The 15119-nt window shown below is 37.6% G+C and carries 15 protein-coding genes; 10 read left to right on the top strand and 5 right to left on the bottom strand.

The window, feature by feature from the left end:
• Positions 1-167: 167 nt before the first annotated feature.
• On the top strand, positions 168-572 hold the full coding sequence (locus tag MHH45_RS20840) for a DUF3221 domain-containing protein (protein ID WP_016116604.1): 405 nt from the start codon (positions 168-170) through the stop codon (positions 570-572).
• Between the two features lie 28 nt (positions 573-600).
• On the opposite strand, the gene pepQ is transcribed toward MHH45_RS20840, so the two are convergent.
• A complete protein-coding gene (pepQ, locus tag MHH45_RS20845) occupies positions 601-1698 on the bottom strand; it encodes a Xaa-Pro dipeptidase (RefSeq protein WP_016116603.1) in 1098 nt (365 codons plus the stop codon).
• Between the two features lie 148 nt (positions 1699-1846).
• Between pepQ and MHH45_RS20850 the strand changes: the two genes are divergently transcribed.
• Positions 1847-2530: a metal-dependent hydrolase gene (locus MHH45_RS20850; RefSeq protein ID WP_088093809.1), complete on the top strand. Its 684-nt coding sequence runs from the start codon at positions 1847-1849 to the stop codon at positions 2528-2530.
• Positions 2531-2568: 38 nt separating this feature from the next.
• Here MHH45_RS20850 and MHH45_RS20855 read toward each other — a convergent pair whose 3' ends face one another.
• Positions 2569-2730 carry a hypothetical protein gene (locus tag MHH45_RS20855; RefSeq protein ID WP_088093810.1) on the bottom strand — a complete coding sequence of 54 codons (162 nt, stop codon included), beginning with the start codon at positions 2728-2730 and terminating at the stop codon, positions 2569-2571.
• Positions 2731-2976: 246 nt separating this feature from the next.
• On the opposite strand from MHH45_RS20855, the gene MHH45_RS20860 reads away from it, so the two are divergent.
• Both MHH45_RS20860 and MHH45_RS20865 read left to right on the top strand, forming a co-directional pair.
• Entirely contained in the window at positions 2977-4290 is a 1314-nt protein-coding gene (locus tag MHH45_RS20860) for a DRTGG domain-containing protein (protein WP_016116600.1), read from the top strand.
• Between the two features lie 336 nt (positions 4291-4626).
• Positions 4627-4893, top strand: coding sequence for a DUF3949 domain-containing protein (locus MHH45_RS20865; RefSeq protein ID WP_016116599.1), 267 nt, complete (start codon positions 4627-4629; stop codon positions 4891-4893).
• A 6-nt stretch (positions 4894-4899) separates the two neighbouring features.
• Here MHH45_RS20865 and MHH45_RS20870 read toward each other — a convergent pair whose 3' ends face one another.
• Complete coding sequence (locus MHH45_RS20870; protein ID WP_006096165.1) at positions 4900-5205, bottom strand: YtpI family protein; 306 nt, start codon at positions 5203-5205, stop codon at positions 4900-4902.
• 439 nt (positions 5206-5644) lie between these two features.
• Here MHH45_RS20870 and MHH45_RS20875 point away from each other — a divergent pair, with 439 nt between their 5' ends.
• The gene (locus tag MHH45_RS20875; RefSeq protein WP_088093811.1) at positions 5645-6577 is read left to right on the top strand and encodes a DHH family phosphoesterase; all 933 of its coding nucleotides are present in this window, start codon (positions 5645-5647) and stop codon (positions 6575-6577) included.
• A 48-nt stretch (positions 6578-6625) separates the two neighbouring features.
• Here the strand turns inward: MHH45_RS20875 and ytrI are convergent, their stop codons facing one another.
• Both ytrI and MHH45_RS20885 read right to left on the bottom strand, forming a co-directional pair.
• Positions 6626-7129, bottom strand: a complete 504-nt coding sequence (gene ytrI, locus MHH45_RS20880; protein ID WP_088093812.1) for a sporulation membrane protein YtrI — start codon at positions 7127-7129, stop codon at positions 6626-6628.
• Positions 7126-7461, bottom strand: a complete 336-nt coding sequence (locus tag MHH45_RS20885) for a YtrH family sporulation protein (RefSeq protein ID WP_033671552.1) — start codon at positions 7459-7461, stop codon at positions 7126-7128. The genes ytrI and MHH45_RS20885 overlap by 4 nt, the downstream gene beginning before the upstream one ends.
• 117 nt (positions 7462-7578) lie before the next feature.
• On the opposite strand from MHH45_RS20885, the gene dnaE reads away from it, so the two are divergent.
• From dnaE to accA, 5 genes are all read left to right on the top strand, one after another.
• Entirely contained in the window at positions 7579-10908 is a 3330-nt protein-coding gene (dnaE, locus tag MHH45_RS20890; RefSeq protein ID WP_088093813.1) for a DNA polymerase III subunit alpha, read from the top strand.
• A 133-nt stretch (positions 10909-11041) separates the two neighbouring features.
• A complete protein-coding gene (locus MHH45_RS20895) occupies positions 11042-12250 on the top strand; it encodes an NAD(P)-dependent malic enzyme (RefSeq protein ID WP_170927928.1) in 1209 nt (402 codons plus the stop codon).
• A gap of 14 nt (positions 12251-12264) precedes the next feature.
• On the top strand, positions 12265-12909 hold the full coding sequence (locus MHH45_RS20900; protein WP_016132098.1) for a FadR/GntR family transcriptional regulator: 645 nt from the start codon (positions 12265-12267) through the stop codon (positions 12907-12909).
• A gap of 254 nt (positions 12910-13163) precedes the next feature.
• Entirely contained in the window at positions 13164-14033 is an 870-nt protein-coding gene (accD, locus tag MHH45_RS20905) for an acetyl-CoA carboxylase, carboxyltransferase subunit beta (protein ID WP_006096170.1), read from the top strand.
• Positions 14021-14995 carry an acetyl-CoA carboxylase carboxyl transferase subunit alpha gene (gene accA / locus MHH45_RS20910; protein ID WP_016116592.1) on the top strand — a complete coding sequence of 325 codons (975 nt, stop codon included), beginning with the start codon at positions 14021-14023 and terminating at the stop codon, positions 14993-14995. Before accD ends, accA begins: the two co-directional genes overlap by 13 nt.
• Positions 14996-15119 lie beyond the last annotated feature (124 nt).

Here is a 15119-nt window from a genome sequence, read left to right on the forward strand (position 1 = left end):
AAATTCTGTATTTTAATATTATGATAGAAACGGAGAATATACAAGAAATAAATACCTTTCTTCAACAAATCAATCATTTATTGAGGATTTCAAAAAAACGATTAGAGACGAACAAAAAATGTTAGAAATAGGATTGATTAATGAAGTTTCTATAATGGAGGCATGAAATGAAGAGAAACACATGGATGTTGTGTGTGTATGTTTTATTTACTGTTTCTTTCGTAATATTAATAGCATGTACACGTAATGAGCAAACTGAGAATGAGCCGGCGAGTGTGCAACAACAAACAGAACAAGGTGCTATGGAAGGATACGTTATAGTGAAAAATACGACTGTATATTTCGCTAGCAATAAAAAATTCGACACGAAAAAAGAGTTGCAGAGGTATGTGGATCAACAAAAACACATGAACATCCCAGCGGATACGATTCTACGTTTGGGTGATAAAAATGCATATAAACAGTTGAAATCAGGATATAAAATAAGAGTATGGTCTTCTCAGATACTTGAAAGTTATCCAGGGAAAATGACTGTTAATAAGTTTGAGATAGTAGAGAAAAATGATATTTAAAAAAGGTAGCGCAGTCGCTACCTTTTTCTTATTTCACAAACTGTAATTCTTTCGGGAATTTTGTTAAAATTTCTGATCCGTCTTTTGTGATATAAATATCATCTTCAATACGAACGCCACCTACGTTTGGTACGTAAATACCTGGTTCAATTGTGAAGACCATACCTTCTTTTAATGAAGATTCGTTGCCTTCTTTTACATCTGGATATTCGTGTACGCTAATTCCAAGTCCATGACCAAGGCGGTGCGGGAAGAATTCTCCGTAACCTGCATCTGCGATAACAGAGCGAGCAGCATTGTCAATTTCGCCAAGTGTAACACCTGGTTTACAAGCTTCAACCGCTTGTAATTGGCCAGCTAGTACAGTGTTGTAAATGCGTGTTTGTTCTTCTAAAATATCGCCAAATGCGACTGTACGTGTAATGTCAGAGCAGTAACCATCAATGATTACACCTAAGTCAAACAGTACGAAGTCACCGCGCTTCATTTTGTTTCCGCCTGGAATACCGTGTGGCAGTGCAGAGTTTGCGCCTGCTAATACCATTGTGTCAAAGGACATTTTATGTATGCCTTTTTTCTTCATTTCATGTTCGATGATTGCTAACACTTCTAATTCGCTACGATTTTCTTCAATTGCATTTACACCGATTTCAACAGCGTAGTCTGCCATGTGAGCTGCTTGGCGTAAAATAGAAAGTTCTTTTTCGTCTTTAATTAAACGAAGTTCGCGTACTTTTTCTTCAGCGGATTTGAAAGATGCTTTCGGGAATAATTTTGTTAATTCTTCATAGCGCTCTACATTTAAATGTTCTTTTTCAATTGCCACTGCATTTACATCAATGCCGCGATCTGCGATTGCTTTTGCAATCATATCCCATGGTTTGTCTGTATCAGTAAATCCGATAATTTCATGTGCCCAGCCAGCGTTTCTAGCTTGACCTTCTTCCATTTTAGGACAGATTAAAATCGGTTCTTTTTCTTGGAATACAAATAGACCGAGTAGTCTTTCGTGTGGTTCACAATGGAAGTTTGTCATATAGAAGACGTTTGGTGTAGAAGTTAAAAATGCAGCTTCCACGTTTTGTTCTTGTAGCCATTGCATTAAGTTTTCTAATCTAGTATTCATAGATTTGCACCTCCGAGATTTGAGTTACATATATAACTTTACATCGGATGAAAGCGTTATGACAAGTAAATCGTTGTTTGAAAAGACAGGGAATTATGAAATCATGTAGAATAAAAGGTGTGAATGTGAATAAGGGAGGAATGTAATAATGAAAGTATCTTATCACGGGCATTCAGTTGTAAAGATTGAAACGAATGGAAAGGTTATTTTAATTGATCCGTTTTTAACAGGTAATCCGAAAACAGATTTAAAGGCTGAAGATGTCAAGGTAGATGCGATTATTTTATCGCACGGTCATGGTGATCATGTCGGCGATACAGTAGCGCTTGCGAAGAGAAATAATGCGGTTGTTGTGGCACCGTTTGAACTCGCAACATTTTTAGGATGGCAAGGTGTAAATACACATCCGATGCATATCGGTGGTTCACATGTGTTTGATTTTGGAAAAGTGAAATTTACACAAGCATTCCATGGGTCAAGTTATATTGATGAAGAAAATCAGACGATTACATATACAGGAATGCCAGCTGGAATTTTATTTACTGCAGAAGAAAAAACAGTGTATCATGCGGGAGATACTGCTTTATTTTCCGATATGAAGTTAATCGGTTCTCTTAATAATATCGATGTAGCATTTTTACCAATTGGTGATAATTTTACAATGGGGCCAGAGGATGCAGTGTTAGCTGCGGAATGGATTGGAGCAAAAACGGTTGTGCCAATGCACTATAATACATTCCCAGTCATCCAGCAAAATCCGCACCTTTTTGTCCAAAAACTAACAAGTAGTACAGGTAAGGTATTAGAAGCTGGAGAAAGCATTACACTATAAAAAAAACCCTTCATTTGAAAAGACAAGTGAAGGGTTTTTTATGTGTGTAAAAGAGGTTTGAAGGTCTGTGCTTGTTTTGGTTTTTCTTTTACTTTTTCTGGTAATGCTTGTTCTGGTGCTTCATTTAATTCCACTGCAACCTTTTTTCCATCAACGAAAGCTAAAAATACAGCACCTACAACTTCTAAAAAATTTTTCATTTTCATTCGCTCCTTTGTTTGATTTCTTGTCTTTATTGTACATTTGAAAGGATGGACAAACTATCGAATGAGATGACAATAGCATTACACTGTTGTAAGAATGTGACCGATGGAATGTAAGAGTCATTTTGTTATAAAAAAAATAGTACAGATACATAAAAGTACAGTGTAACAGTTTCGGAAATATAGTATACTAAAAATACAACACATGAAGAATTTAGGGAAAAGAAAGTATGGTGAAACCATTTGGCTACCAAACATAATCAAATTTTAGAACATATTAATAGCCTGCCGGTAGGGCATAAAATTTCTGTGCGCCAAATTGCAAAAGATTTGAGTGTAAGTGAAGGAACGGCCTATCGTGCGATTAAAGATGCAGAGAATAAAGGGTATGTTAGTACAATTGAACGTGTCGGAACAATCCGAATTGAACAAAAGAAAAAGGAAAATATTGAAAAACTAACATATGCCGAAGTGGTCAATATCGTCGATGGCCAAGTGCTTGGCGGAAGAGAAGGATTACATAAAACATTAAATAAATTCGTGATTGGGGCCATGAAATTAGAAGCGATGATGCGCTATACAGAAGCAGGAAACTTGCTAATTATCGGTAACCGTACGAATGCACATCAACTAGCATTAGAAGCAGGAGCTGCAGTATTAATTACAGGTGGATTTGATACAGAAGATCATGTGAAAAAGTTAGCAGATGAATTAAAGTTGCCGATTATTTCAAGTAGCTATGATACATTTACTGTGGCAACGCTTATTAACCGTGCCATTTATGATCAGCTTATCAAAAAGGAAATCGTACTCGTTGAAGATATTTTAACGCCAATTGAAGAAACGTTATATTTAAAACCTAGTGATAAAGTAGCGCAATGGCATGCGTATAATAAAGAAACAATGCATGGGCGTTATCCAATTGTAGATGAAAATAAAAAGGTATTAGGGATTGTTACTTCAAAAGATATGATTGGTATCGCAAAAGAAACGCCAATTGAAAAAGTGATGACAAAGCAACCGATTACAGTGAATGGGAAAATGTCTGTTGCAGCGGCAGCGCGCATGATGGTATGGGAGGGGATTGAACTTCTTCCTGTTGTCGATGAAGGCAACCGATTGCAAGGGATTATTAGCCGTCAAGATGTACTCCAAGCATTGCAAATGATTCAACGTCAACCGCAAGTTGGAGAAACGATTGAGGATATCGTCACAAATCAATTTGTGACTCCGAAAGAAGCAAAGAACGAACACAGTTATCAATTTTCTGTGACACCACAAATGACGAGTTCATTTGGAACATTATCATATGGTGTATTTACAACCGTTGTCACAGAAGCAACAAATCGCGCCATCCGTGCGCAGAAAAAAAGTGATTCGATTGTCGAGAATTTAACAATTTATTTTGTAAAGCCGGTTCAAATTGACAATGTTGTTTCTGTACATCCAAAGGTGTTAGAAATCGGTCGTAAATTTGGAAAGGTAGATGTGGAAGTGCGTCACGGAGGAGAGGTTGTTGGGAAAGCACTGTTAATGGTACAGCTGATTGATCGATAAGTATGGAAAAGAGCTGAATGAAGAATCCTTTTTTATAGGGAGGTTCATTCAGCTTTTTTTATGTATAAATACAAATTGAAAAACCGAAAGAAAGCCTATCTTTTTAGGTGGGAGAGAGGATCTGGCCATGCGTAGAAGCGGTCAGATCCTGTTTCAGCCCCATGCCAAGTGAAACCAAAAGGAGAAAATGACCTTTTGTTCTTCATAGCAGCGACTTATATGTTGGGATATTAAAAATGGATATATATATAAATTCCCTTCATTTGGTAATTGAAATGTAGTATAATCTAATTGTCAGATAATTTGTATATAAAAGAAAAAAGGATGGTGTTCACTATGTCATCAGAGTTGCTCTTTTTTGGTGGTGTTGCATTGTTTTATTTTCTTGCCATGATACCTATTCAGTATCTTTACATTGAAGGGCTAAACGAGCAAAAACAACGAACAAAGCTTTCACAACAAGAGTTGTATAAAAATATGTCTTTTGAAGAAGAACAATTACATTTTCACGTGCAAGGAAGTCCTTTTAATATTCCACCTGCATTTGTTGCATATATGATTTTAAAAATAAAACAATGTAAAAAGCATCAGCATAAATGCTGATGCTTTTTACATTGTTTTATACGCTTCTGCTTCTTCGACTGCAAGAGGTGAGAAATGTTTATACTGACGGAATCCATTAAAAATACTTGCACCACCAAATAAGATAAATAACACGCCAACGATAATACGTGCGGTAGAGAGTTCTAAGAAAAATTGGTTTGCACCAAATAGCGCAACGAATACACCGAGCGCCATTGCGGATTTTCCAGCAAGCCATCCTTTTTCCATCGGACGATTTGTACGAAAATATTTTGTTTTATAGAAGAGATACAACATAAATGAGATGATAATACAAAAGACTAATACTGGCATGATATGATCCTCCGTTATTTTGTATTTAGGTAAATTTAAAAATAAAACCTCATCTTTTTAGGTGGGAGAGAGTGTCCGCCCAAGCATAGAAGCGGTCAGTGCCTGTTTTAGCCCCATGCCAAGTGAAAACAAAGGGAGGGAACGAGTGGAGAATCCCTTTTGTTTTCATAGCCGAGACTGATATGGCGGGAAAATAAACTGAATAAAACTGAACTGAAACCCCATCTTTTTAGGTGGGAGAGAGTGTCCGCCCGAGCATAGAAGCGGTCAGATTCTGTTTCAGCCCCATGATAAGTGAAAATAAAAAACATTATCGAAACTTTCTAACTATTATTATAAAGCAATTGTCCACATGGATAAATTATTTTCAGTTATAATGAAGGATAAAGTGAGAAAATTGATTACAGAGGTAGAAATCAATAAAAAGGAGACTATACATATGCACGAACAAATTTTAACAGCGATTAAAGAGTTTGATACGATTATTATTCACCGTCATGTGCGCCCAGATCCAGATGCATTAGGTTCACAATGTGGGTTAGGAACCATTCTTCAAGAATCGTTCCCAGAGAAAAAGATTTATATGGTTGGATACAATGAACCTTCTTTATCGTATTTACGAGTAATGGATGAAATTGATGATGAGACTTATGAAAATGCGCTTGTTATCGTTTGTGATACAGCGAACCAAGAGCGTGTTTGTGATCAGCGTTATATGAAAGGAAAGAAGCTTATTAAAATTGATCATCACCCAAATGAAGATCCATACGGAGACGTTACGTGGGTTGATACGACATCAAGTTCTACAAGTGAGCTTATTTATGAGTTTTACTCTTACGGAAAAGATAAAGGTTTAACAATCTCAAAAGAAGCGGCTCGTCTTATTTTAGCTGGGATTGTTGGAGATACAGGTCGCTTCTTATTCCCAAATACATCAGCAAGAACACTTCGCTATGCAGGCGAACTTGTAGAAATGGGAGTGGAATTTCCAGAGTTATATAATGAAATGTATAAAACGAAAGAGAAAATCGCTCGTTTAAATGGATTCATTTTACAAAACTTTACGATGACAGAGGAAGGTGCAGCTTATATTAAGCTGACAAAAGAAGTACTAGAAGAATTTGATGTACTTCCTTCAGAGGCATCTGGTGTTGTTGGAGCGCTTGGCAATATTGATGGATTAAAAGCTTGGGTTCTATTTCTAGAGGAGGAAGATGTGATTCGCGTTCGTCTTCGTTCAAAGGGACCGGTAATTAATAAATTAGCGATGCAGTATAACGGCGGAGGTCATCCGATGGCTTCTGGTGCGAAAGCATCTTCTTGGGAAGAAGCAGATCGTCTTTTCACGGACTTGTGTGAGATCTGTAAATAAAACAAGTACTTCATGTGTTAAAAACAAGAAAGGCAGGGCTCAGAAGCTCTACTTTTCTTGTTTTATGTTGATGCTAATTTCGAGCACAGTATCAAAGGAAATTGTTTCGATTTTAAAGCGGTAGCGTCGGTCATAATGTTTGTATACTTTATTTTCAATTGCTTTTATTAACAATTCTTTGTTTTTTGCTACGCTTTGAACGTTTTTTGTTACGAGGTGCTGGAGGTCTTCTTGAAGAGAAGTAATCATATTTTCAAGAGTAACACGGTCTAAATCGTATTTATCATGATTCGGAATCTCAATTTTAATTTCTTGGATCGTTAAAAGGCTTTTATTTTCCTCATTTAATTTAGTACGATCTTCCGTAAGAACATGAAGATTCTTTTTTAGCCTTGTAATTTCCGTTTCTTGAAACACAATTTTTTTTGCATAATCTTCTTGAAAAACGCCGTATATGTACAAAAAAATAAACCAACTCAAAATTCCTCCAACGGCAGCGCCACCTAAAAATAAATACCACTTTTTTGCTATTGTAGCGCTTGGAACCCTCATACATGATCCTGCGTAATCCATTTAATAATAATCAGGCCCGTTTGCATGCCGCCTGTTGCGAAAAAAATAAGTAAAATTTGTTTCACAATATCTTTTGTGGCACCTTCGAAAAAGGTTCGTTCAAAGCTATAAAATGTATCAAAAGTTCCGCCAATTGCTGCAACGAGTGCCCAAATACGTAAATTTTCTGCGAATTGATTTATGGCAGTAAGAGCTGGTTTTCCAACAAGAAATGCTCCAATTCCTCCGATTAAAGAACCACCAAGCATTACTCCAAAGGCAATAAAGTAAGTTGTAATGAGAAGAGAGAAAAAAGTTTGTCTTACATCCATCGTCATTCCCCTTTCTCCTCCATATATATGGACAAAGTATAAGAAGTATGTTTTGATTTCCGCTTTCTTCATCACCTATAATGAAAGTAGTCAAATAGATAAAGAGAGGGTACAACAGTGAAGTTTGTGCATTTACAATGTCAAACCGTTTATAGTTTGTTAAAAAGTGCTTGTAAAATTGATGAACTTGTAAGCCGTGCGAAAGAGCTTGGATTTTCATCGCTTGCAATTACAGATGAAAATGTGATGTACGGAGTGATTCCATTTTATAAAGCATGTAAGAAGAATGGCATACGGCCAATTATCGGATTAACAGCCTCTGTTTTTAGTGAGGAAGAAGAGCGATCCTATCCGCTTGTACTGTTAGCAGAAAATGAGATGGGATACCAAAACTTATTGAAAATTTCTAGCACCATCATGACTAAGTCTAAAGACGGGATTCCGAAAAAGTGGCTTTCTCATTATGCAAAAGGGTTGATTGCGATTTCTCCAGGAAAAGATGGGGAAATTGAACAGTTATTGCTACAAGGAAGAGACGAGATTGCTGAAGAAGTAGCTCGTGCGTATCAAAATATGTTTGGAAGTTTTTATATGAGTTTGCAGCATCACGCAATTCAGGATGAACTATTCTTGCAAGAAAAATTACCACAATTTGCAAACGAAATAAACATTCCAGTCGTTGCGACAAATGATGTTCGTTATGTGAACCAAAGCGATGCGCTTGTGCAGGAATGCTTGCTATCTGTTCAGAGCGGAACAAAGATGACTGATCCAGACAGACCAAGGCTCAAAACAGACCAGTATTATTTAAAATCATCGGCTGAAATGGAAGCTTTATTTTCTCATGCAGAAGAAGCTCTTCAAAATACAGTTCGTATAGCTGAACGTTGCCACGTAGAAATTCCTTTCCACGTCAATCAATTGCCAAAGTTTCCTGTTCCATCTAACGAAACATCAGATGCTTATTTGCGCCGCATTTGTGAAGAGGGGCTAAATAAGCGATATGGGGTGGTTCAAGATGTACATAGGAAACGTTTGAATCATGAACTTGAAGTTATCTCTCGCATGGGATTTAGTGATTATTTTCTCATTGTTTGGGACTTTATGAAATACGGACATGAACATGGTATTTTAACAGGACCGGGCCGTGGCTCAGCAGCAGGTTCTCTTGTTTCTTATGTGTTAGAAATTACAGCTATCGATCCAATTGAGTACAACTTGCTGTTTGAACGATTTCTAAATCCTGAACGTGTTACGCTTCCAGATATTGATATTGATTTTCCGGACATTAGACGTGATGAGATGATTCGTTATGTAAAAGATAAATATGGTCAACTTCGCGTTGCCCAAATTGTTACGTTCGGAACGCTTGCTGCAAAAGCAGCGATTCGGGATATCGCCCGCGTAATGGGGCTTCCGCCGAGAGATATTGACATATTTTCGAAACTGATTCCATCAAGGATTGGGATTACATTAAAAGAAGCACATGAAGAATCCGGGTCCCTTCGTGAATTTGTACAAGGAAATCTCTTGCATGAGCGTGTTTTTGAAATTGCGAAGCGTGTAGAAGGTTTACCACGTCATACGTCTATTCATGCAGCAGGAGTCATTATGAGTCAGGAGCCATTAACGGGAAGTGTTGCGATTCAAGAAGGACATAACGATGTATATGTAACGCAATATCCAGCAGAAGTGTTAGAAGAACTTGGTCTGTTAAAAATGGACTTCTTAGGCTTACGTAATTTAACGTTACTTGAAAATATTCTTACATTTATTGTGAACAAAACGGGTAAACAAATTGATATACGGAATTTACCTCTTCAAGATGAAAAGACATTCCAATTACTAGGAAGAGGAGATACAACAGGTGTATTCCAGCTCGAATCTGGGGGAATGCGGAATGTACTCCGCGGTTTAAAACCAAATGAGTTTGAAGATATTGTTGCCGTCAACGCTTTATATCGTCCAGGGCCAATGGAACAAATCCCAACCTTTATTGAGTCAAAGCACGGGAAGCGTCAAATTCAGTATTTACATTCAGATTTAAAGCCAATTTTAAAAAGCACATATGGCGTTATTGTATACCAAGAACAGATTATGCAAATTGCTTCGCAGTTAGCGGGATTTTCACTCGGAGAAGCCGATTTGCTCCGCCGTGCAGTGAGTAAGAAAAACCGTGAGATTTTAGATCAAGAACGAAAGCATTTTGTACAAGGGTGTTTACGAAATGGATACGATGAAACATCTGCAGAACAAATTTATGATTTAATTGTTAGATTTGCAAATTACGGTTTTAACCGAAGCCATGCTGTAGCGTACAGTATGATTGGATATCAGCTCGCTTATTTAAAAGCGAATTATCCTTTAGAGTTTATGACGGCACTCTTATCCAGTGCGATAGGTAACGAAGATAAGATTGTGCAATATATACGTGAAACGAAGCGCAAAGGTTTTTATGTTTTACCGCCGTCTCTTCATAGAAGTAGTTATAATTTCCAAATAGAAGGGAATGCAATTCGCTATAGTTTGCTTTCGATTCGAAATATCGGGATGGCTACAGTGAATGCGGTGATCGAGGAAAGAGAAAGAAATCCATTTCAAGATTTATTTGAGTTTTGTCTTCGTATGCCAGCAAAGTTTGTTACGGAGCGTAATTTAGAGGCATTTGTTTGGGCCGGCTGTTTCGATGATTTTCAAGTTTCGAGAACAACTTTGTTTAACAGTATTAAGGGTGCTTTAGAGTATGCAAGCCTTGCGCGTGAATTGGGGGAAGAAAGTGTCCCAAAATCAGTATACGTACAAGGAGAAGAGCTATCTTTTATTGAACAATTAAATAATGAGAAAGAAGCGCTTGGCTTTTATTTATCCAGTTATCCAACGGCGCAGTATGCAAAGCTTGTAAAAGAACTAGAAATTCCGTCTCTTGCGCAAGCGATGAGGCAAAAGCGAAACGTACAGCGTGCGATTGTTTATGTAACAGGTGTAAAAGTCATTCGGACGAAAAAATTGCAAAAAATGGCGTTCGTCACTTTTTGTGATCAAAATGATGAAATGGAAGCGGTTGTCTTTCCGGAGACGTATATTCATTTTTCGGAGAGGTTAAAAGAAGGTGAAATTGTTTTAGTGGAAGGGACGATTGAACAACGAAATCATAAATTGCAATGGATTGTAAACGGTCTTTATCCATTAGAACAAATGGATGTTTACAATGAAATGAGAGAAGCATCGATTTATGTAAAACTACCATCGCAGTATGAAAAGAAGTTGTTAAATCAAGTTACAAAAGTATTGTTTCACTATTCAGGTTTTGCGAAAGTACTAATTTATTATGAAAAGGAACATAAAATGGTACAATTATCTCGTAGTTTGTCAATTCATCCAAGTGAAGAATGTTTAGGAGCACTTCGCGAAATAGTCGGTGAGGAAAATGTCGTAGTGAAAATATAATGGACAATTTCCCTATAGTTCGATTATTATAGTAATAGCATTCGTGGTCAGACCACTTGGAGAGAATGATATCAGCAAGAATAATTTGAGGAGAGTGGATAGTTTGTCAACACTTCGTGAAGAAGCACTTCACATGCATAAAGTGCATCAAGGAAAATTAGAAACTGTATCAAAAGTAAAAGTAGAAAATGCTAAAGACTTAAGTCTTGCGTATTCTCCAGGGGTTGCAGAACCTTGTAAAGAAATTTATGACGATAAAAGTAAGGTATATGAATATACAATGAAGGGAAACATGGTAGCAGTTGTGACGGACGGAACAGCTGTACTTGGTCTTGGTAATATCGGACCAGAAGCATCTCTTCCAGTAATGGAAGGTAAAGCTGTATTATTCAAAAGCTTTGCTGGCGTAGATGCATTCCCTATTGCTTTAAATACAAACGATGTAGATAAAATTGTTGAAACTGTAAAATTAATGGAGCCGACATTTGGCGGTGTAAACTTAGAGGATATTGCAGCACCCAACTGCTTTATCATTGAAGAACGTTTGAAAAAAGAAACAAATATTCCTGTATTCCATGATGATCAACACGGAACAGCTATTGTAACAGTAGCAGGTCTTGTAAACGCACTTAAGTTAGTTGGAAAGAAAATGTCTGACATTAAAGTTGTAGCAAATGGTGCAGGTGCAGCAGGTATTGCAATCATTAAACTTTTATATCGCTATGGTGTACGCGACATTATTATGTGTGACCGAAAAGGTGCGATTTATGAAGGTCGCCCTGTTGGTATGAACCCGGTGAAAGATGAAGTTGCAAAATATACGAATAAAAATCGTGTAGAAGGTTCATTAGCGGATGTTCTGCAAGGCGCGGATGTATTTATCGGTGTATCTGTAGCGGGTGCATTGACTGAGGAAATGGTTCGTACAATGAATGACGATGCAATTATTTTTGCAATGGCAAACCCAGTTCCAGAAATTATGCCGGAACTGGCAAAAGCAGCAGGAGCAGCTGTTGTTGGAACGGGTCGTTCTGACTTCCCGAACCAAGTAAATAATGTACTAGCGTTCCCTGGTATTTTCCGTGGTGCACTGGATGTACATGCTACGCAAATCAATGAAGAAATGAAGATGGCAGCTGTACAAGCCATTGCAGAGCTTGTAGCGGCAGATGAGCTGAATGTAGACTATATCATTCCAGCTCCGTTTGACGCGCGTGTAGCACCTCAGGTGGCGGCTTATGTTGCAAAAGCTGCGATGGAGACAGGAGTAGCTCGCCGTCAAGTAGATCCAAATGAAGTCGCTGAGAAAACAAAAAATTTAGCGTTGATTGGTAAAGAGTAAGCGAGGAATTTCTATTGACATCATCAAATACAAAAGTATATCTCGAAATTGTAAAGAAAATCCGTTCCATTATGGAAGAGGATGGTTTAGTCGCAGGTGATCGTTTACCATCTGAGCGCGAGTTAAGTGCGCGTTTAAACGTTGGGCGTTCATCTGTACGGGAAGCATTGCGAGCTTTAGAACTCGTAGGATTAATTGAAACAAGACGCGGTGAAGGAACGTTTATTCGAAACTTCTATGACAATGGTCTTGTTCAATTAATCGCACCATTTTTATTACAAGATCAGAAAACAATTCGTGATTTGTTACAGACGAAACAATTGCTTGAAAAAGATGTTATTCGAATCGTATGTGATTTACCGAAAGAAACGTTTTCTAGTGTATTAGGTATGTTGAAACAAGTTCTTAAAAAGGACGGAAGTTCAATTCAGGAGTTTCATCAAATGTTTTTCAAAACACTTATTGAACAAGTGGACAATTATTTACTATATCGAATTTGGAGAATTGTAAATGATTACGTTGCGACTCTTTCTTATGAAATTTCACTAGAATCTATAGAAATCTATAGAAAGCTTTACGAAGTGTTATACGTGAAAAAAGAAGAAGAGGCACTAAAAATTTATGATGAATTAATGGAAAACATACAGTTTCACTCGTAATGTATAAAATTTGTCGAAATAACCATGACACGTTATGACAAACAATCTATCGCATAGCGGTTAAAGTTAAACGTAAAGAGAGAGGTTATGAGTGCGTGTTCAAAAAAAGAGGATAAAGAGAACTGAGTAGCTATCTTGACCGGACTGTTTGAACATCCTCTATTAGACAGATTGAGAAGACAAGGCTAACATCGATTTTTGGTGTTAGCCACATTTTCTTCCTAACCTTAGCTCTCAACAAAGGGGGTCAAATTGTGCTAAGAGATTTATTCGTAAAAAAGAAAAAGTACGCTGCAATTCCTTCAGAACAAGTACGAAGAGATGTACCGGACGGTGTTATGACAAAATGTCCGAAATGTAAGAAAATCATGTATACAAAAGAGCTTCTTAAAAATTTAAAAGTATGTGTAAACTGTGGCTATCATCATCCTATGAATGCATGGGAACGCCTTGATAGTGTATTGGACGAAGGTTCATTTCGTGAGTATGACAAAGAGATGGTTTCGTTAAATCCACTTGGGTTCCCAAATTATGAAGAAAAATTAGAGAGTGATCGCAAGAAAACAGAATTAAATGAAGCAGTTGTGACAGGTGAAGGAACAATTGATGAAATGCTTGTTGTGATTGCAGTAATGGATTCTCGCTTTCGAATGGGCAGCATGGGCTCTGTTGTAGGAGAAAAAATTGCACGTGCAGTTGAAAAAGCATACGAATTACAAGTTCCATTTATTATCTTTACTGCATCGGGCGGTGCGCGTATGCAAGAAGGTATTTTAAGCTTAATGCAAATGGCAAAAACGAGCGTAGCTTTGAAAAAGCATAGCAATGCTGGAGGATTATTTATTTCTGTTATGACTCATCCGACGACAGGCGGTGTTTCAGCGAGTTTCGCTTCACTTGGTGACTATAATCTTGCAGAGCCAGGTGCACTTATCGGCTTTGCTGGTAGACGTGTAATTGAACAAACAGTGCGTGAGAAGCTGCCAGAAGACTTTCAAACGGCAGAGTTTTTACTAGAGCACGGTCAATTGGATGCGGTTGTGCATCGCGATGATATGAGAGAGTCGCTCCGTAAGATTTTAGAAGTTCATCAAGGAGGGGAAACGGCTATATGGCAGAGCTAGAATTTGAAAAACCAGTTGTTGAGCTAAGAAATAAGATTCGTGAACTGAAAGACTATACGAAAAACACCCAGATGGACTTCAGCGAGGAGATTCGTATTTTGGAAGACAAGCTAGAAAATTTAGAGGAAGAAATATACGGCAATATGAAAGTATGGGACCGCGTTCAAATTGCTCGTCATGCAGAACGACCGACAACGCTCGATTATATTGAGCGCTTATTTACTGATTTTTTTGAATGTCATGGAGATCGTCTATATGGCGATGATGCAGCGATTGTCGGCGGCATAGCGAAATATGATGGCATGTCTGTAACAGTAATTGGGCACCAGCGCGGGAAAGATACGAAAGAAAATATTCGTCGTAATTTTGGAATGCCTCATCCAGAAGGATATCGAAAGGCACTACGTTTAATGAAGCAAGCGGAGAAATTTAATCGTCCAATCATCTGCTTCATTGATACGAAAGGTGCTTATCCTGGTAAGGCTGCTGAAGAACGTGGGCAAAGTGAAGCGATTGCACGTAATTTATTCGAAATGGCAGGGCTTACTGTACCTGTGATTTGCATTGTTATCGGTGAAGGTGGCAGTGGTGGTGCGTTAGGTCTTGGAGTAGGAGATTACATTCATATGCTAGAAAATTCCACTTATTCTGTTATTACACCAGAGGGAGCGGCAGCGATTCTTTGGAAAGATGCAGGAAAAGCGAAAGAAGCTGCAGAAGCGATGAAAATCACGGCGGCGGATTTGAAAGAATTAGGTGTAATTGACGAAATTATTCCAGAAGCACGCGGCGGTGCGCATCGTAATATTCTAAAGCAATCAGAAAATATTGACTTAATGTTGAAAAAAACATTCGGGCAATTAAACGGTATTTCGAAAGATGAATTAATCGAAAAACGTTATGAAAAATATATGAAAATTGGGCAAGTTTCGTTTTCAAACGCTTCCATTTGGATAAAATAAGAAAAGCGTGCGTTCCATTTCGCGAATGCACGTTTTTATTGTGAAAAGACACATCTTCTCCATTGTATTTTTATATTTCTTCATGTTATTTTATTATAAGGTAAATAATCTTTATGAGGTGAGT

This window comes from Bacillus sp. FSL K6-0042 (genome assembly GCF_038006685.1).
Lineage (GTDB): Bacteria > Bacillota > Bacilli > Bacillales > Bacillaceae_G > Bacillus_A > Bacillus_A pseudomycoides.

What these genes read in the sequence shown, in the direction of transcription:
- MHH45_RS20840 (WP_016116604.1), top strand. Translation starts at nt 168, where the DNA reads ATGAAGAGAAACACATGGATGTTGTGTGTGTATGTTTTATTTACTGTT.
- accA (WP_016116592.1), top strand. Translation starts at nt 14,021, where the DNA reads ATGGCAGAGCTAGAATTTGAAAAACCAGTTGTTGAGCTAAGAAATAAG.
- MHH45_RS20875 (WP_088093811.1), top strand. Translation starts at nt 5,645, where the DNA reads ATGCACGAACAAATTTTAACAGCGATTAAAGAGTTTGATACGATTATT.
- MHH45_RS20870 (WP_006096165.1), bottom strand. Translation starts at nt 5,205, where the DNA reads ATGCCAGTATTAGTCTTTTGTATTATCATCTCATTTATGTTGTATCTC.
- MHH45_RS20895 (WP_170927928.1), top strand. Translation starts at nt 11,042, where the DNA reads ATGCATAAAGTGCATCAAGGAAAATTAGAAACTGTATCAAAAGTAAAA.
- MHH45_RS20865 (WP_016116599.1), top strand. Translation starts at nt 4,627, where the DNA reads ATGTCATCAGAGTTGCTCTTTTTTGGTGGTGTTGCATTGTTTTATTTT.
- pepQ (WP_016116603.1), bottom strand. Translation starts at nt 1,698, where the DNA reads ATGAATACTAGATTAGAAAACTTAATGCAATGGCTACAAGAACAAAAC.
- MHH45_RS20850 (WP_088093809.1), top strand. Translation starts at nt 1,847, where the DNA reads ATGAAAGTATCTTATCACGGGCATTCAGTTGTAAAGATTGAAACGAAT.
- ytrI (WP_088093812.1), bottom strand. Translation starts at nt 7,129, where the DNA reads ATGAGGGTTCCAAGCGCTACAATAGCAAAAAAGTGGTATTTATTTTTA.
- MHH45_RS20855 (WP_088093810.1), bottom strand. Translation starts at nt 2,730, where the DNA reads ATGAAAAATTTTTTAGAAGTTGTAGGTGCTGTATTTTTAGCTTTCGTT.
- MHH45_RS20885 (WP_033671552.1), bottom strand. Translation starts at nt 7,461, where the DNA reads ATGGATGTAAGACAAACTTTTTTCTCTCTTCTCATTACAACTTACTTT.